Annotated in this window: 15 protein-coding genes; 7 read left to right on the forward strand and 8 right to left on the reverse strand. The window is 70.9% G+C overall.

Annotated elements, in window-relative coordinates; all coding sequences use genetic code 11:
• Positions 1 to 148 precede the first annotated feature (148 nt).
• Positions 149 to 1,252, forward strand: a complete 1,104-nt coding sequence (locus tag AFR_RS43685) for a S8 family serine peptidase (protein ID WP_084298055.1) — start codon at positions 149 to 151, stop codon at positions 1,250 to 1,252.
• Positions 1,253 to 1,259: 7 nt separating this feature from the next.
• The gene (locus tag AFR_RS16515) at positions 1,260 to 2,510 is read left to right on the forward strand and encodes an MFS transporter (RefSeq protein ID WP_023361643.1); all 1,251 of its coding nucleotides are present in this window, start codon (positions 1,260 to 1,262) and stop codon (positions 2,508 to 2,510) included.
• Here AFR_RS16515 and AFR_RS16520 read toward each other — a convergent pair.
• Genes AFR_RS16520 through AFR_RS16530 form a run of 3 tightly spaced genes read right to left on the reverse strand, consistent with a single transcriptional unit; the run spans position 2,497 to position 5,802 of the window.
• The gene (locus AFR_RS16520) at positions 2,497 to 3,933 is read right to left on the reverse strand and encodes a hypothetical protein (protein WP_023361644.1); all 1,437 of its coding nucleotides are present in this window, start codon (positions 3,931 to 3,933) and stop codon (positions 2,497 to 2,499) included. The genes AFR_RS16515 and AFR_RS16520 overlap by 14 nt on opposite strands.
• The gene (locus tag AFR_RS16525; RefSeq protein ID WP_052359401.1) at positions 3,930 to 4,361 is read right to left on the reverse strand and encodes an NUDIX domain-containing protein; all 432 of its coding nucleotides are present in this window, start codon (positions 4,359 to 4,361) and stop codon (positions 3,930 to 3,932) included. Before AFR_RS16525 ends, AFR_RS16520 begins: the two co-directional genes overlap by 4 nt.
• A gap of 19 nt (positions 4,362 to 4,380) precedes the next feature.
• Positions 4,381 to 5,802 carry a family 43 glycosylhydrolase gene (locus tag AFR_RS16530; protein ID WP_023361646.1) on the reverse strand — a complete coding sequence of 474 codons (1,422 nt, stop codon included), beginning with the start codon at positions 5,800 to 5,802 and terminating at the stop codon, positions 4,381 to 4,383.
• Positions 5,803 to 5,934: 132 nt separating this feature from the next.
• Between AFR_RS16530 and AFR_RS16535 the strand changes: the two genes are divergently transcribed.
• Positions 5,935 to 6,507: a GNAT family N-acetyltransferase gene (locus AFR_RS16535; RefSeq protein ID WP_023361647.1), complete on the forward strand. Its 573-nt coding sequence runs from the start codon at positions 5,935 to 5,937 to the stop codon at positions 6,505 to 6,507.
• A gap of 68 nt (positions 6,508 to 6,575) precedes the next feature.
• Here AFR_RS16535 and AFR_RS16540 read toward each other — a convergent pair whose 3' ends face one another.
• Positions 6,576 to 7,739, reverse strand: a complete 1,164-nt coding sequence (locus tag AFR_RS16540) for a right-handed parallel beta-helix repeat-containing protein (protein WP_023361648.1) — start codon at positions 7,737 to 7,739, stop codon at positions 6,576 to 6,578.
• A 135-nt stretch (positions 7,740 to 7,874) separates the two neighbouring features.
• Here AFR_RS16540 and AFR_RS16545 point away from each other — a divergent pair, with 135 nt between their 5' ends.
• Together AFR_RS16545 and AFR_RS16550 are read left to right on the forward strand one after the other, a co-directional pair.
• Positions 7,875 to 9,314 carry an amino acid permease gene (locus tag AFR_RS16545; RefSeq protein ID WP_041840916.1) on the forward strand — a complete coding sequence of 480 codons (1,440 nt, stop codon included), beginning with the start codon at positions 7,875 to 7,877 and terminating at the stop codon, positions 9,312 to 9,314.
• 61 nt (positions 9,315 to 9,375) lie between these two features.
• Positions 9,376 to 9,927, forward strand: coding sequence for a hypothetical protein (locus AFR_RS16550; RefSeq protein WP_041840917.1), 552 nt, complete (start codon positions 9,376 to 9,378; stop codon positions 9,925 to 9,927).
• A 34-nt stretch (positions 9,928 to 9,961) separates the two neighbouring features.
• Here the strand turns inward: AFR_RS16550 and AFR_RS16555 are convergent, their stop codons facing one another.
• Both AFR_RS16555 and AFR_RS16560 read right to left on the reverse strand, forming a co-directional pair.
• A complete protein-coding gene (locus AFR_RS16555) occupies positions 9,962 to 10,777 on the reverse strand; it encodes a metallophosphoesterase family protein (RefSeq protein ID WP_023361651.1) in 816 nt (271 codons plus the stop codon).
• 9 nt (positions 10,778 to 10,786) lie between these two features.
• Positions 10,787 to 11,386, reverse strand: coding sequence for a TetR/AcrR family transcriptional regulator (locus AFR_RS16560; RefSeq protein WP_023361652.1), 600 nt, complete (start codon positions 11,384 to 11,386; stop codon positions 10,787 to 10,789).
• Between the two features lie 127 nt (positions 11,387 to 11,513).
• On the opposite strand from AFR_RS16560, the gene AFR_RS16565 reads away from it, so the two are divergent.
• The gene (locus AFR_RS16565; RefSeq protein ID WP_023361653.1) at positions 11,514 to 12,995 is read left to right on the forward strand and encodes an MFS transporter; all 1,482 of its coding nucleotides are present in this window, start codon (positions 11,514 to 11,516) and stop codon (positions 12,993 to 12,995) included.
• Positions 12,996 to 13,080: 85 nt separating this feature from the next.
• Positions 13,081 to 13,944, forward strand: a complete 864-nt coding sequence (locus tag AFR_RS16570) for an endonuclease/exonuclease/phosphatase family protein (RefSeq protein ID WP_023361654.1) — start codon at positions 13,081 to 13,083, stop codon at positions 13,942 to 13,944.
• Positions 13,945 to 13,992: 48 nt separating this feature from the next.
• On the opposite strand, the gene AFR_RS16575 is transcribed toward AFR_RS16570, so the two are convergent.
• Together AFR_RS16575 and AFR_RS16580 are read right to left on the reverse strand one after the other, a co-directional pair.
• Positions 13,993 to 14,700, reverse strand: a complete 708-nt coding sequence (locus tag AFR_RS16575; protein WP_023361655.1) for a hypothetical protein — start codon at positions 14,698 to 14,700, stop codon at positions 13,993 to 13,995.
• A 41-nt stretch (positions 14,701 to 14,741) separates the two neighbouring features.
• Complete coding sequence (locus AFR_RS16580; protein WP_023361656.1) at positions 14,742 to 15,995, reverse strand: DUF1501 domain-containing protein; 1,254 nt, start codon at positions 15,993 to 15,995, stop codon at positions 14,742 to 14,744.

Raw genomic sequence — 15,995 nt, forward strand, 5'->3', positions numbered from 1 at the left:
TCCTTTGCGCCGATGCTCAACGGGGATCATTTGCGCTCTCAGGCGTTTCCGCTGGTGGTACCGCCGCGCCCACGCCTTTCTCCACCTGCGTTTGCCTGCATCCGGTTCTCCGCAGAAATCTGTCGAAAGCCACGGATAGGAACAGCAGATGACGTTTCATATCGATGTCGAAATGATGACCGCCCTGCGATTCGACCAGGCCGCGGCGACGCGGCAATCGGCCGCTCTGACCGCCTCGGATGCTCCGCAGACCGCAACCGTGGCCGGGGAGCTTCTGGTCACCGGTCCCGCCCGCGACACCGCGGCCGGGATCCTGACAGCCCGCGGGTTCGACCTGGTGGCCGAGGCCGGCTCCGTCGCCCTGTGGCGTCACCCGTCGGCCGACGTCGCGGGCACCTGCGCCGACCTGCGCGTGCTCGGCCTGGTCGCCGCGCCCAACCACGTGATCGTGGCGGCCGCCGTCAGCAAGGGCCGTGGTGCTGCCGCGCCGAGCCCGGTGGCCGCGGCCGTGGGCAAGGGCCGCGGTGCCACCGCCCCGAGCCCGACCGCGCTGCGGCCGGCCGGCCCGGCGGGGAGTACGGCCGGAGCGGGTGTCCGTGTCGCGGTGCTGGACAGCGGCCCCGGCCGGCCGGTCGACGGTGTGCTTCCCGGAGCCGCCGGTCACGGCACGTTCGTGGCGGGAATCGTGCGTCAGGTCGCACCGGCCGCCGCGATCACGACGATCGAGGTGCTGGACGACACCGGCACCGGCACCGAGTTCACCGCCGCCGCCGCGCTCTTCGCCCTGGCGGCCGAGGCCGAGGCGCCGCAGCTCGTCAACCTCTCCTTCGTCGCGCTCGGCCCGGCCGGCGAGCCCGTGCCGATCGGTCTCGACGCGGCGGTGCGGGAGCTGAAGGACCGTCACCCCGGCACGATCGTGGTGGCCGCGGCCGGCAACACCGCGAGCAGCACACCGGCGTTCCCGGCGGCGTTCAAGTCGGTGCTCGCCGTGGGTACGCCGTCGGCGTACTCGAACCACGGCTGGTGGGTGGACTGCACGGTGGCGGCCGACGGCATCGTCAGCGACCTCACCACGGGCGTCCGGGACACCGGTGTGGCGCTGGTCGAGCAGCACAGCCCGTGGGCGGCCTGGACCGGCACGTCGTTCGCCGCACCGCAGATCACGGGGATCCTGGCGGTCCTGATCTCGCACGGCTGGGATTCCGCCGCCGCTCTCACCGCACTGTCCCGGCCGGCCACCGCCGGCCGATGACACGCCCGTGGCAGCGACACGGGGTTCCGGCCTGTTCCACTGCTACTGGGCGTCGGTGTTCGTCTCCTATCTCGGTGACGGGATCAGACTGACCGCCTTCCCCCTGCTGGCGGTGTCGCTGACCACGGATCCGGGCCTGGTGGCGGTCGTCTCGGCGGCCGCCACCGTGCCCTGGCTCCTGTTCGGCCTGCACGCCGGTGTCCTGGTCGACCGGGTGCCGCGCCTGCCGCTGATGGTGGTGCTGCAGCTGGTCCGGGCTGCCGCCGGCACCGCGGCCGCGGTCGGAGTGGTCACCGGGCGGCTCACCGTCGCCGAGCTCGCGGTGATCGCCTTTGTCATGGGTACCTGCGAGGTCGGTTACGACATGGCGAGCCAGGCGGTCCTGCCGGAGCTCGTGCCGGCCGACCGTCTCCAGTGGGCGAACAGCCGGCTCGTCTCGACCGAGGCCGTGGTGCTGGAGTTCGCCGGTCCGGCGCTGGGCGGTGTGCTGTTCGCGGTCGCCGCGAGCCTGCCGGTCGCCGTCGACACCGTCACGCTCCTCGCCTCGGCGGCCCTGCTCGGCTCGATGGCGGTCAAGTCGATGGCCCGGCTCAAGGGCAAGCCGAGGGAGACGGTCGTCCCGGAGCCTGTCTCGCAACAGCTGAAGGACGGTGTCCGCTGGTTCCTGCGGTCGCCGCTGATCCGGTCCATCACCGTGCTGACGACCTGCATCAACCTCGGCTCGGGCGGCCTCGAGGCGGTGCTGGTGCTCTTCGCCCGCAACCATCTCGGCCTCGGGCCGGCGGGTTACGGCCTGCTCATCGCGGTCGGTGCCATCGGATCGTTCGCCGGCGGGCTGCTGGCCGAGCGGGTGGTGACCGCCCGGGCGCGGCGGACGGCGATCCTCTGGACAGCGCCCGTCAACGGCACCTGCTTTGTCCTCATCGGACTGTTTCCCGACCGTGTGGTGACCTTCGCGATGTTCATCGCCTTCGGCATCACGATCAGCGTCTTCCGTGTGCACGCGTCCTCGCTGCGGCAGTCCAAGGTGCCCACGGAGATGCTCGGCCGGGTCCTGGGCGTGCACCGCGTGGTGTGCTGGGGTGCGCTGCCGGTGGGCGCTCTGGGGTCCGGCGCGATCGCCTCGGCCTACGGCATCCGCTGGGCGATCATCGCCTCCGGCGCGACCGTCGTGCTGTCCTGGCTGGTGCTGATCCGCTTCCTGGCCCGGCCCGCCGTCGACGAGTACACCATCGCGGAGTCCGTCAGTCGCTGTTGATCCAGTGCGAGTCGGTGAGCTCGGCGGGCACACCGGCCCGCCGGAACACCTCCGCCACCCGGTCGCGCGCCTCCTCCAGCCCGAGCTCGGCGGTCAGCGTCCCGTCCGCGACGAGCGCCCGGAAACCCCGGGTCAGGCCCTCCTCACCCGCACCCCCGCCCAGGTACGCGACCAGCGCGGCCAGCGACGCGTACGGCGTCCGGACGCCGTAGCTGTACTCCCGTCCGGCGTCACCGGCCTGCGGCAGGTACTCGTACTTCTCGGCGAAGGTGATCTCCGCGGTGGCGTCCATGGTCAGCACCAGCTCGTAGATGCAGTCCGTCGACGAGCGGTGGACGTGCACCAGCTGCTCGGTCCGGGCGAACCCCGTCACGGTCGGGGTGACCCCGGAGGCGGTGATCCACTCCGCCACCAGGGCGCGACTGCCCTGCCGGGAAAGGAGTCCGATCCGCGCGACGAGCACCTCGAGGCAAGCGATGAACCGGTCGTCGGCCCGCCCGGTCGCCGGTTCCAGCCCGAGGCGGCGTTCGAACTCCTCGACCAGGCGCGGAAGGTCGTCGAGGGGCGCATCGACGTGATACTGGGTGCCGCCGTGGCGCAGGTCGCCGGTGCGGTACGCCTCGGTGAAGCGGACGAACGGGCTCGGGCCGAAGTGCGGCCAGAACGCCACCTCCAGGACCGGTTCACCGGTGCGGAGCACGTGTGTGCGCGTCCGCCCGTCGAGGCGGGGCCGGGCGCCGGCCTCCCGGCACCAGTCCGCGAACCGCCGGCCGTTCGCGCCGGGCGGCAGGTCCGGGCCGAGCTCACCCCGCTCGGCCAGACCGGTGAGGATCGTCGCGGCCCGGTCGTCGACGTGCTCGCGGTGCGGCAGCCCGAAACGGGCCTCGAGCAGATCCGCCACCGGCCCGAAGTCCTCGTACGCCTGCCACACCGTGTGCCCGTACGCGGTGTAGATGTCGTCGGGGTGTGCGGTGGCCGGGTCGGAGAAGCTCTCGACGAGCCGGAAGTCCTCGCTGCGGGACCCGAGCCGGGGCAGGACAGCCGTCAGCGTCCGCAGGAAGCCGTTGGGTTCGACGGACCGGAACAACGGAACGCAGCGATGCGACAGCAGCCACCGCTCGCCGTCGAACCAGATCCGCTCGTAGGTGATCCCGGCCCGCTCGCAGTACGTGGCGAGATGATCGTGATTGCTGAGGTACCGCGCCTGGATCTCCTCGCGGTCGGCCATCACCTGGATCGCCGCACTCAGCCGCTCCTCGACGGTGCCCGCCGGGGGCAGCCCGAAGCGCTGGTCGAGGTAGTCCGCCAGCGTGCCGAGGTCCGCCCGGGCCACCCGGATCGCGCCCCGGCGGCCGAGCCGATTGAGCAGGCTGCGGAACTCGGCCCCGGCCGGATCGGTGACCAGCTCGAGCGGCAGCGTCACGAGGCAGCAACCGGATAGACGCGCCAGCCCGCCGGTGGCGGAAGGCCGCGCCAGGTGGCCAGGCTCATCGCCGAGGGCGGATAGAGCGGCTCGGGCAGCGCGGCGGGGTCGTACCAGCCCCAGGACTCCAGAACGTCCGGCTCGCGGACCTCCGGCGGCGTACCCGGCCAGGTGGCGACGGCCCCGGCGGTCACACCGCTGCCCGTCGTCTGCACCCCGATCGCGAACACCTCTGGCTTCGTACCGTCGATCCCGGCCTCTTCCTCGGCCTCGCGGGCCGCGGCCTGCTCGATCGTCTCACCGGCCTCGACGTGACCGCCGGGCAGACACCACGACGGGTCCTCACCCGCCTTGATGCGGCGACCGAGCAGCACCCGCCCCTCCGCGTCGACCACGATCAACCCCACACCCACCACCGGCCTCGTCATGCCACCGATGATCGCACTCCTACCCCCGGCGCCAGAGCTGGGCGCCGACGCCGGTGCAGGGGTAGAGCGAGAGGCGGGCGCCGTTCGCGGTGTTCCAGCCGTCGTTGTCGAGGCACATGTTCCCGGCGAGGTTGCGCAGGGAGAACCAGCCGTTGCCGCGGTCCTGGATCGTCCACTGCTGGGCGGTCGAGCCGTTGCACGGGTAGAGGCCGACGTCGGCGTTCGCGGCGGTGTTGTGGCCGAGGTCGTCGAGGCAGGTGCCGGTGTTGCGGTTACGGATCTCGTAGCCGCTCGCACCCCGGTAGGTGAACTCGAACTCTTGCGCCGTGTTGCCGCTGCAGTCCCACAGGCGTACGAGGGCGCCGGGTGTGGTGTCGAAGTTGTAGTTGTCCACGCACTTGGAGCTGTGCTGCCCGCGGATGCCGGGCGCCCGGACCGTGCTGGGGATCGGCTGCCCGAAGAACGGGTCACCGTTCTCCCGCCAGTAGAGCTGCTGGACACGCGTGTGCCTGTTCGGATCCGTCAGCGCGTCCGGTGTCGGCGTGGCGTAGTCCCGGGCGTGGTAGACGAGCAGGTCCGTCGTGTTGTCCTCGGCGACGGTGAAACTGCCGTGCCCGGGCCCGTAGACGCCATTCGCCGTCCGGAAGACCGGGTCCGGGTGCTTGTACCAGGAGGCCGGGTCGAGCAGGTCGGCGTCGTCCCACGAGGACAACAGGCCGAGCTTGTAGCGGGAGTCGGTCGCCGACGCCGAGTAAGCGATGTAGACCCGTCCGTTCCTGATGAGCGGCGACGGACCCTCGACAACACCGGCGACACCTTCCATCTCCCACGCGTACGTGGGTCGCGCGATCTCGGTGACCGTCCCGCTGATCCCCGTCGCGCCGTTCATCCGGGCGATGTACATGTGGCTGTTGTAGTTGGTGTTCGGGCTGTCCTGCGCCCACACGAAGTAGCGCACCCCACGATTGACGAACGACGCCGGATCGAGCTGGAACGACTCCCACCCGGTGGTGAACCGCTGCGGAGCACTCCACGCGCAGGTCGTCGGGTCGGCGCAGGTGTTCCGGATCCAGTAGAGCCGCTGGTCGAAGACCGCCGACCCGGGCGACGCCGAGAAGTACAGGTACCAGGCGCCGTCGTAGAACCGGATGTCCGGCGCCCAGATCCACCCGCTCAGAGAACCACTGGACGGCGCCGTGAACGCGTTGACCGTCGGCGCGGTCGCCAGCCCTTGCACGGTGGCGGATCGCCGCAGTTCGACCCGCTTGTAGTCCGGCACCGACGCCGTCATGTAGTAGTAGCCGTCGGTGTGCTTGTAGATGGCCGTGTCGGCCCGCTGCCGCACCACCGGATTGCCGACCACGACAAACTGCGCGGCTGCCGGCGGCGCCAAGCCGGCCACCAGGGCGACAACCATCCCGACCACGGCGAAGATCTTCACGCGACACTCCCAGCGCTGTTGTTACCGTTCACAGCGTCGCCATCGAAGGTCGGGCTGTCAATAGACAGACTTCGATCGAGAGTGCAAGGAAAACCCGGTGCGCCGGTCGGCCGGTGACACTACGGTCGCGCCATGGAGATCCGTGAGGTTTTGCCGGCCGAGGAGGGGGCTGCCGAGGCGGTCGTCGCGGCGGCGTTCGGCGAGGCGCCGGACGGGCGTGTGGTGCAGATGATGCGGGCTCTGCGGGCCGGGGGAGCAGCTCGGGCGAGCCTGGTCGCCGTGGCGGAGGGGGAGCCGGCCGGGCACGTCGGTCTTTCCCGCGCCTGGGTGGATGCCCGGCGGGAGCTCGTCGAGGTGGTGGTGCTCTCCCCGCTGTCGGTACGTCCCGACCTTCAGGGCCGCGGCGTCGGCACCGCGCTGGTCGCGGCGGCGCTGGAGGCCTCCGAAGATCGTGGCACGCCGGCCGTTTTCCTCGAGGGCAGCCCGGAATACTACGGACGCCGCGGGTTCAGGCGCGCCTCAGCCCTGGGGTTCGACCGGCCCTCGACGCGCATACCGGACCCGGGGTTCCAGGTGGCGCTGCTGTCGTCGTACCAGCCGTGGATGGTCGGCCGGCTGATCTATCCCGAGGCGTTCTGGACCACTGACACGGTCGGCCTGCGTGACCCCGAGCTGGAGCGGATCGAGGCCCTGATCGCGCCCTGACCTGACAGGTGTTGCCCGCGTCCGGCCCGGCGGAGCGCCGAGCCGGACGCGCTGATCGATCCGAGGACTCAGTACGTGTTGCCGGCGGTGATCAGGCGGGTTTCGCCGGCCGGGAGGGCGGGGCAACCGGTGCTGCCCGGCCAGGTGGCGCCACCGGGGCTGAGGTACCAGACCGGGAGGTTCTCGGTGCTGCCGACGAGGTAGGTGCCCAGGTCGTTGTACGCGAACCGGTTGTGGAACGACGAGCACTCACCCTCGGTCGTGCTGACCTCGTCGAGGTAGTGCACGGCCGGCGGGGTCGACGAGCGGACGAAGCCGTTGGCGCCGAAGATGTTGTTCTCGAACGAGTTGTAGTTGCTGGCGTCGCGGATCTTCACCGGGTCGCTGCTGACGTTCGTGACCTGGTTCGCGGTGAACTGGTTGTGCGAGCTCTTGTGCGTCACGTAGATCGCGTGGATGTAGCTGAGCTCGGAGTTGCGCAGGTTGACGAACTGGTTGTTGGCGATGCGGTTGCCCGACGACTCGGTCAGGACGATGCCGCCGTAACCGCAGCGGGTGAAGTCCGGGTCGGCGCAGGTGCCGCCGGTGTAGAGGTTGCCGATGTTGTTGAACCGGACACCGAAGATCGTGTTGCCGTCGAGGCCGCGGGCGGACGGCTGGCCGGGGCCGGAGGTGGCGGCGTACTTGCCGCCGCAGGTGCTGCCCCCGGAGCCGTCCAGCGAGATGCCGGCGTTGGCGTAGTAGGTGACCTTGAGGTAGTAGAACCGCAGGCCGGAGACGCCGCCGTCCTCCAGCGGCTGCCCGGGGCCGCCGGGGCAGGCGAAGAACCAGGGCCCGGTGATGTACCGGTTGGACTGGCTGGCCCGGGCGTTCTGGAAGACGGGCAGGGCGGCGATGCCGTCGAGGCCCTCGCCGTACTCGTAGTCGTCCGGCATGAACGAGATGGTGTGCCCGGGCCGGTACGTCGTCCAGACGATGCCCTGGGCGATGTAGGTCCCGGCGTGGACCCGGACCTCGACGTCCTGGTCGAGCGGTCCGGCCGCGACGAGCTGCTGCACCCGGGCGAGCGTCTTCACCGCCGTACCGGGAGTGCCGCCGGTCTGGGTGTCGGACCCGGCGGCGTTCATGTAGATGGTCTGGACGCCGGCCGCGGCGGCCGGTGCGGCCGTGACCAGGCAGGTGCTCAGGCCGACGACGGCCGTCACCAGGGCAGCTTTGAGAATGCGGAACATGGCCTCTCCCCGCAGAGGTCGTGAACAGATTGGCGACCGCACTCTATCGCCGCCCGCCGATGCGTGCGTGCCCGTCCACCACGAATATCGACATTGATGGATGCGCGAACGCGGCCGGCGTGGTACTCCGATTACATGACATCGACACCGGAACGGTTCGGCCGCGGTTCGGGGATGTTCCGGCGCAAGCCGATCGACGACATCGCCGACGAGCGGGACACCGACCTCTCCCGATCGCTCGGGCTGTGGCAGCTGACCGCCATCGGCATCGGCGGCATCATCGGCGCCGGCATCTTCGCGCTCGCCGGAGCGGTGGCCAACGAGACAGCCGGTCCGGCGGTGCTGTTCTCGTTCCTCATCGCCGGCATCGCCAGTGCCGCCGCGGCGCTGTCCTACGCGGAGTTCGCCGGGATGATCCCCAAGGCGGGCTCGGCCTACACGTACGGCTACGTGGTGCTGGGGGAGATCGTCGGCTGGTTCATCGGCTGGGACCTGCTGCTGGAGTACATCGCCATCGTGGCGGTGGTGGCGATCGGCATCTCGGGCTACTTCTCGTTCCTGATGGCCGACATCGGTGTCGACCTGCCGAAGTGGATGCTGGGCGCGCCCGGCACCGGTGACGGGCACGTCGTGGACCTCTTCGCGGTGATTCTGTGCCTGCTCATCGCGTACCTGCTCAACCGCGGGATCCGGGCCGCGGCCCGGACCGAGACGGTCGTGGTCGTCATCAAGATCGCGGTGGTTCTGCTGGTCGTCGTGGTGGGCTTCTTCCACGTCCGCAGTGAGAACTACCAGCCGTTCTTCCCGTTCGGCTGGGGCGGCGCGATCACGGGCGCCGCCACGGTGTTCTTCGCGGTGTTCGGCTACGACGCGATGAGCACGGCTGCCGAGGAGTCCAAGGACGCCAAGCGGCACCTGCCCAAGGCGATCATCTACTCGCTGGCCGTCTCGATGGTGCTCTACGTGCTGGCGACCCTGGTCCTGACCGGCATGCAGGACTACCGGGAGATCGACCCGGAGAGCGGCTTCTCCTCGGCGTTCGCGGCCGTCGGGCTGTCCGGGCTGGCCGACGTCATCGCGATCGGCGCGATCATCGGCATCCTCACCGTGATGTTCACCTTCATGCTCGGCGTGACCCGGGTCTGGTACGCCATGAGCCGCGACGGTCTGCTGCCGACCTGGTTCGCCAAGCTGCACCCGGTCCGGCGGGTGCCGAGCCGCGTGACCTGGATCGCCGGTGGCGCCTCCGCGGTGATCGCGGGTTTCCTGCCGATCCGCGAGGCCGCCGAGCTGACCAACATCGGCATCCTGCTGGCCTTCGTCGTCGTCTGTGTCGCGGTGATCGTGCTGCGGTACCGGCGGCCGGAGCTGCCGCGCACGTTCCGGCTGCCCGGCATGCCGGTGATCCCGGCGCTCGGTGTGGTCTTCTCCATCTGGCTGATCACGTTCCTGACCCCGGTGACCTGGCTGCGGTTCGCCGTCTGGTTCGTGCTCGGCCTGATCGTCTACCTGACCTACAGCCGCCGTCATTCACGCCTCAACGACCGGGCCGGAGAAGACGGCGATCGCGGCTGAACAAAACCCGGCCGCGGCGGGACGAACAAGGTGAAGGCTCCCGACAAGAAGGAGAACCACCATGCGTCGTCCGATGTTGTTCCGTTTTCTCGCCGCCGGAGCGCTGGCCCTGGCCACGCTCGGCACCTCCGCGGCGCCGGCCACGGCGACCGCTGCGGCCCCGGCCGGCACCACCGAGGTCCTGAGCGTTCAGGGCGCCGGCCCGTACCGGATCGGGGCGAGCCGGCAGTCCCTGGCCGCGGCCGGGCTGGTGAGCTGGGTCGACGAGCGGCCCGGTTGCCCGATCGTGAACGCGGGCGCGACCGGTGACTGGGCCGGCGTGATCCTGCTGGCGTTCCGTGACGGGCGGCTGGCCGAGGTCGGCACCGCGACCGTGCCGCCCCGGTCACCGGCCGGTGCCTCGGTCGGTATGACCTGGACCGAGCTGGAGGGCATCTACGGCCGCCGTGGTGCCCTGATCCACAACACCGACGGCGAGCCGGCGTACCTGGTCCGGAAAGGTTCGCGGGTGGAGCTCTTCACCGGGCACCCGATCCGACAGGGTGCGGGCTATTTCCAGGTCGGCCCGGCCGACTTCGTGCTGAACAACTTCCTGCACGGACCGGCCTGCTGATCCCGGGGCCGGAGGCAGTCGTGACTGCCTCCGGTCAGGACCGGCAGGCCGCGCGGGCGGGCAGCCAGCCGTCCGCTCCCCGCTGCCAGGTGGTCTCCGAGAGCGTCTCGAAACGACCGTCGTTCCAATGTCTGACGTGCACCGACAGGGTGTCGCCGGTGAGCTCCAGCAGGGTGTAGGACTGGCTCTCACCGGCCCGGGTCCGGCGGGAGCACGCCGTCCCGCTCGCCACGGCGATCATGTGCCGCCCGAGGCCCGGCCAGGTCAGCGCCAGGTCCGCCTGCGCCTGCACATGGTCGTGTCCGCACAGGATCACGTCGACACCCGCGCGGGCCGCGGCGCGCAGTGCCTGCTCCGCACCGCGCACCAGAGGCTGGCCCGGTCGCTGCGCAGGCCGGAAGACCGGGTGGTGCAGCATCAGCACCCGCAGCCCGGCCGGCCCGGTGAAAGCCGTGCCGATCCGGGCCACCTGCGCCGCGTCGATCCGCCCGTTCCTCGACAGGTACCGCTTCGGCGAGCTCAACCCCAGCACCTGCAGGCCCCCGCTCCCGAGCTCCGGTTCGGCCCGGCGTCCGACCCCTTTCCGGTACGCGGACAGTGGCCGGAAAGCCCTCGTCAGCACGCGGAACAGGGGCAGGTCGTGGTTGCCGGGCACACTCGTCCACGGGTGCCCGATCGACTCCAGCAGCTCCCGGGCGGCCCGGAACTGCCCGGCCCGCGCCCGCATCGTCAGGTCGCCGCTGACCAGCACGTGGTCGAGGTCCCGGCCGGCCAGGTCGTCCCGGAGTGCGGCCACGACCTCCGGCACCTCGGCGCCGAAGTGCAGGTCGGTGAGGTGAGCCAGGCGCATGCTTCCAGCCTAAGGGCGGCGCAGGAGGCCGCCCACAAGATCCTGCAAAGGTCCGAGGAGGTCGTCGCGGCCGGCCGACGACAGGGGTTCGAGGGCCGTCGACGCGCGCAGCAGGGCGATGCCGAAGCTGGCGGCCAGCGTGACCTGTGCCCGCAGGACGAGTTCCTCGCGGTCGGGGTCCCCGGCGCGCAGACCGGCGGCGGCCGCCAGGCGCTCGGAGAACGACTGCAGGATGTCGAGCCGGATCCGGTCGGCACGTTCGTCACCGGACGAGCGCAGGAGCAGCAGGAGCCGGTTCGGGAACTGCCCGGTGTGCGGGCCGGCGAGCTGCGCGGCGATGGTGTGCGGCACCTGGTCGAGCGTGACGTCCTCGGTGACGGTCCGGCCCAGCTCGTCGACTGCTCCGAGCAGGCACGCCTCGAACAGCCCTTCCTTCGAGGTGAAGTAGCGGCTGATCAGCGCGACGTTGACCCCGGCGTCGTCGGCGATGTCGCGGACGGTGGTGGCGGTGTACCCGTTGCGGGCGAAGCGGTGCTGTGCGGCGTCGAGCAGGAGCCGCCGGGTGCCGGCCGCGTCCCGGCGCCGCGGCCCGGACGTACTTGTCGTCATGGCTTCCTCTCGGTCCGTCACCAGGGTAACGGTCCGCTCGTGTGACGTAAACAACCGTTGACTTAGCCTCGGCCCGGCGGACAATGAGTCAAGTCAGCAAACGTTTACAAGCCGTGCGGGGAACTCCATGACACAGACCCTCCAGGGGCCGGGCACCGAGCCGGTCCGGCCCGAATTCAAGTCGGGCGGCAGCCTTCTGGTGGTGTACCTGTCGCTGGGCGGCCTGGCCTTCGCCGTGCTCCAGTCGCTGGTGGCGCCCGCGATGTCGACGATCGCGCGCGACCTGAACGCGACGACCGGTGACATCAGCTGGATCCTCACCGCGTACCTGCTGTCGGCCTCGGTCCTGACCCCGATCCTCGGCCGGCTCGGCGACATGGTCGGCAAGCGCCGGGTCCTGATCGGCGTCCTGGCCGTGCTGGCCGCGGGCACCCTGCTCGCCGCCCTGGCCCCGAACCTCGCGGTCCTGATCGTCGCCCGGGCGCTGCAGGGCGCCGCCGGTGCGATCCTGCCGCTGTCGATCGGCATCGTCCGGGACTCGCTGCCCCGCGAACGGGTCGGCGTCACCGTCGGCCTGCTGTCCGCGATCTTCGGTGTCGGCGCCGGTGTCGGCATCGTCTCCGCCGGCCCGATCGTCGAGCACCTCTCGTGGCACTGGCTCTTCTGGCTGCCGCTGGTCCTCGTGGTCGTCGCCCTGCTCGGCGCGATCTTCGGCATGAAGGAGTCCCCGGTGCGCACGCCGGGCCGCCTCGACGTCCTGGGCGCCGGCATCCTGTCGATCTCGCTGGTCTCGCTGCTGCTGGCGATCAGCAAGGGCCAGTCGTGGGGCTGGGGCGACACCAGGACCGTCAGCCTGCTCGCGGTCGGCGCGCTCGCCATGATCGTGTTCGTCGCGGTCGAGCTGCGGGTCAAGGAGCCGCTGATCGACATGCGCCTGATGAAGATCCGCGGTGTGTGGGCCACCGACGTGGTCGCCCTGATCCTCGGCTTCGCCATGTTCGGCACGTTCCTGCTGGTACCGACCCTGCTGCAGCTGCCGGCGGCAACCGGGTACGGTTTCGGCAAGTCGGTGTCGCAGGCCGGGCTCTTCCTGCTGCCCACGGTCCTGATGATGGTCGTCTTCGGCCCGCTCGCCGGTCTCCTCGACCGCCGCTACGGCCCCAAGGTGCCGATGTTTCTCGGCGCGGTCTCGGTGGTCGTGGCCTTCGCCCTGCCGGCCCTCGGCCACGGCGCGATCTGGCAGGTCCTGGCGTCGGGCGTCCTCACCGGCGCGGGCATCGGCCTCGCCTTCGCGGCCATGTCGAACGCCATCATCGAAAGTGTCCCGGCGGCGCAGACCGGCGAGGCCAGCGGCGTCAACACCATCGCCCGCACCATCGGCAGCAGCATCGGCACCGCGGTGGTCGCGGCCGTGATCTCCTCGCAGAGCACACCCCAGGGCCTCCCGACCGACAAGGCCTTCACGTACGGGTTCTGGGTGTGCGCCGCGGTCGCCGTCCTGGCCGTCGCCGCCTCCCTGGCCCTGCCCTCGGCCCGCCGCCGGCACGAGCAGGCCGTGGCCACCGGCGTCAGCGACCTCCCGCCCGAGCCGGCCGAGCTGCGCCGCTGACCGTCACGGTTTCCGCTGCCCCCACCGATTGATCGTTCCTGTTTAGACTCGTCGATACGTGAATCGACTGCAACGGGGATGTTTCATGCGCAAACTGGCCGGCCTGATGGCCGCCGCACTGCTCGCCGCTCTGGTGCCCGCTTCGGCGGCCCGGGCGGCCGAGCCGAAAAATCTGCAGGTCATGTCGTGGAACATGTGCGGCTCCCAGAATCCGAGCTGGGGGTGCGCGACCCACGGCGGGCCGCAGGACAAGATCAATGTGGTGAAGTACCACGTCGAGACCAACTTCGTGCAGGCCGCGCTGCTGCAGGAGGTCTGCGAGAACGACCTCACGGCCCTGATGAGCCAGCTCGGCAGCGGGTGGAGCAAGGCGTTCCAGCCGTACCAGTACTCGTCGGACGGTGTCCGCCGCAACAACACCTGCGGCGGAACGCGGACCGACCGGATCGGCACGGCCATCGTGATCAAGGCGGGGCTGGCGGACGCGCGGGCGTACGAGATCGAGCAGTCCTGGACCGGTCAGGCCCGGCCGTTCCACTGCGCGACCGCGACGTACTGGGGTGCCCGCCTGTGCAACGTGCACCTCTCGCCGAAGGGCAACAACCCCGACCACCCCGACTGGGACTATGCGGACGACCAGATGACCGACATCGCGGCGATCGTGGCGGGCTACCCGACGCTGGTCATGGGTGGTGACTTCAACGTCTCGCCGCCCGACAAGCCCGGTAACGCCCGTGCCTGGGTCTGGCGCGACGGCCCCTACAACGCCGGTTACCGCGAGTGCGACCAGGAGGGCGACGTGCGCGACGGCCGCCCCACCATCGGCGACCCGGTCACCGGCACCAAGATCGACTACATCTTCAGCACCGAGACCAAGCGCTGGTGCGCGGTGGGCGACTCGGCCTACTCGGACCACAACGTCGTGATCTACAGCGTCGCGGTGGCCTGACGGATCCCGGACGCCGGCTGTCCACCCCGAGCGGGAGGGCGGCCGGCGTCACTGTTCCGGCAGTCGCAACCCGAAGCCGTGGAAGGGCTCCAGTGCCACGCAGACCAGCGTGAGCGCCACGGAGACCACCACGCTCGCCAGCGCGGCCCGGCGCAGTCCTCGTGTCGGTGCCGCCCCGACGGCCACCACACCGGCCGCCCAGGGCAGCGACCACCACAGCGCGAACTGCCCGATGGCCGGCAGCCCGGACAGGTGCAGGTTGGCGCGCAGCAGGGCGGGGAGCAGGATCGCGACCGCGGCCCCGGCGACCAGTGCGACCGGCTGCGAGCGCAGCCGCTGGTTCCGGCAGGTGGCGTGGCGGTAGAGCACCGCGCTCGCCACGATCACACCGGTGCCGAGGACGGCGATCAGCAGGGCCAGCCGTGAGCCGGCGTACCCGCGTTCCCAGCTGGAGTAGTCGACACCGGCGAAGTTGCGCCAGTCGTGCGAGGCCACCACCGCGATGCCGGTCACCTGGAGGCCGTTGACCCCGCCGATCACCGCGGCGACACCGGCAGCGGTGGGACGGCAGGCGGCCACCAGACCCGCGACACCGATCGTGACGAGCGCCGGCAGCATCATCAACGGGTACACGGTGTCGGCCGAGCGGTCGGACGAGCTTTCCGGCAGGGCCAGCACTCCGGCGATCGCGGCGGCCAGCACCGTGACCAGGAGGCCTGTCCACCGGACCGGCGTGGTGACACTGAGACGGCCCACGTCCCTGATCAACGACTCCGCGGCGCTCAGGTCACTGCCGGTCAGCGGGCGCGGACCACCCCGGAGGTGGTGTTGCGGACGTTCGGGAAGACCGAGCGGGTGTTCTTCAGGCCGCAGCGTTTCTGCAGGATCTCGCCGATGACCGCGCGGTAGTCGGTGGTCACCGCGAGGTCGCCGTCGACAAGGTGGCGTTCGCCCAGACCGGGCCAGCGGCCGTGCACCTTGCCACCGGCCACGCCCCCGCCGAGCAGCAGCATCGCGTTGCCGTAACCGTGGTCGAGCCCGCCGGAGCCGTTCTGGCGGACGCGGCGGCCGAACTCGCTGACCGTCACGACCGTGACCCGCTGCATCCCCGTCTTGCCGAGGTCGGTGGCGAACGCGGCGAGGGCGGCGGCGAGCTGGGCCAGCTTGTCGTGCATGCGCTTGCCGGGTACGGCCAGGCCGACGTTCTCGTGCATGTCCCAGTCACCCGAGTCGATGCACGCGCTCATCAGGCCGGCCTTGCCCTTGATCAGGCGGGCGACGTCCCGCAGCGCCTTGCCGAGGGTGTCGTCGGGGTACTTCGCGCCGTTCGCCGGCTGGTACGCCTTGGCCGCCAGCGCCTTCGTGGTGGCGAGCGACGACGTGACCTGACCCGCCGCCTGGCTCAGGACGGCAGGCGCACCCGCGTAGAGCGCCGACAGGGTCGCCGCCATCGGCTGGTTGTCCTGGTCGCCGAACAGGCTGAAGTCGTCGAGGCTGCGCATGCCCAGCGCGGGGGCGGGACCAGCCATCACCCGGGCGGGCATCGGGCTGCCGAGCGACACCCCGTTGAAGGGGCTCGCCGCACCGAGGCCGCCGAGCATCCGGTCGAGCCAGCCCGTCCGCAGCGAGGTGCCGGGCGCGGCGCGTTCCAGCTCCTCCATCGCGGAGAAGTGGGACCGGTTGGGAGCGGGCTGGCCGACGGCCTGGACCGCGCCGAACGTCCGGGCCTTCCAGAACGGCAGCAGCGGCGCGAGCGCGGGGTGCAGGCCGAAGCGGGTGTCACCGCCGATCAGGCGGGACTTGGCGACGGCGATGTCGGGTCGCGCGGCGTAGTAGCCGGGGTCGCCGGCGGGCACGATGGCCGAGAGACCGTCGAAGCCTCCGCGCAGCGACAGCAGGACGATCGTGTCACCGGTGTACTTGCCGGCCGCGAAGGCCAGCTGGGTGGAGAGCTGGTCACCGGCGAGGCCGGCCAGAGCGCCGGCGGCCGCCGCGCCCAGGATCCCGCGGCGGGTCACGGTCGGCGGGCAGTCGCAATCGGTACGGGTCAT

Origin of the sequence: Amorphoplanes friuliensis DSM 7358, from assembly GCF_000494755.1 — a bacterium.
Classification (GTDB): domain Bacteria; phylum Actinomycetota; class Actinomycetes; order Mycobacteriales; family Micromonosporaceae; genus Actinoplanes; species Actinoplanes friuliensis.

Bases quoted from the DNA above. Each gene is read 5' to 3' on its own strand.
- AFR_RS43685 (WP_084298055.1), top strand. From the start codon at position 149: ATGACGTTTCATATCGATGTCGAAATGATGACCGCCCTGCGATTCGAC.
- AFR_RS16525 (WP_052359401.1), bottom strand. From the start codon at position 4,361: ATGACGAGGCCGGTGGTGGGTGTGGGGTTGATCGTGGTCGACGCGGAG.
- AFR_RS16535 (WP_023361647.1), top strand. From the start codon at position 5,935: ATGGAGATCCGTGAGGTTTTGCCGGCCGAGGAGGGGGCTGCCGAGGCG.
- AFR_RS16540 (WP_023361648.1), bottom strand. From the start codon at position 7,739: ATGTTCCGCATTCTCAAAGCTGCCCTGGTGACGGCCGTCGTCGGCCTG.
- AFR_RS16545 (WP_041840916.1), top strand. From the start codon at position 7,875: ATGACATCGACACCGGAACGGTTCGGCCGCGGTTCGGGGATGTTCCGG.
- AFR_RS16550 (WP_041840917.1), top strand. From the start codon at position 9,376: ATGCGTCGTCCGATGTTGTTCCGTTTTCTCGCCGCCGGAGCGCTGGCC.
- AFR_RS16555 (WP_023361651.1), bottom strand. From the start codon at position 10,777: ATGCGCCTGGCTCACCTCACCGACCTGCACTTCGGCGCCGAGGTGCCG.
- AFR_RS16560 (WP_023361652.1), bottom strand. From the start codon at position 11,386: ATGACGACAAGTACGTCCGGGCCGCGGCGCCGGGACGCGGCCGGCACC.
- AFR_RS16565 (WP_023361653.1), top strand. From the start codon at position 11,514: ATGACACAGACCCTCCAGGGGCCGGGCACCGAGCCGGTCCGGCCCGAA.
- AFR_RS16570 (WP_023361654.1), top strand. From the start codon at position 13,081: ATGCGCAAACTGGCCGGCCTGATGGCCGCCGCACTGCTCGCCGCTCTG.
- AFR_RS16580 (WP_023361656.1), bottom strand. From the start codon at position 15,995: ATGACCCGTACCGATTGCGACTGCCCGCCGACCGTGACCCGCCGCGGG.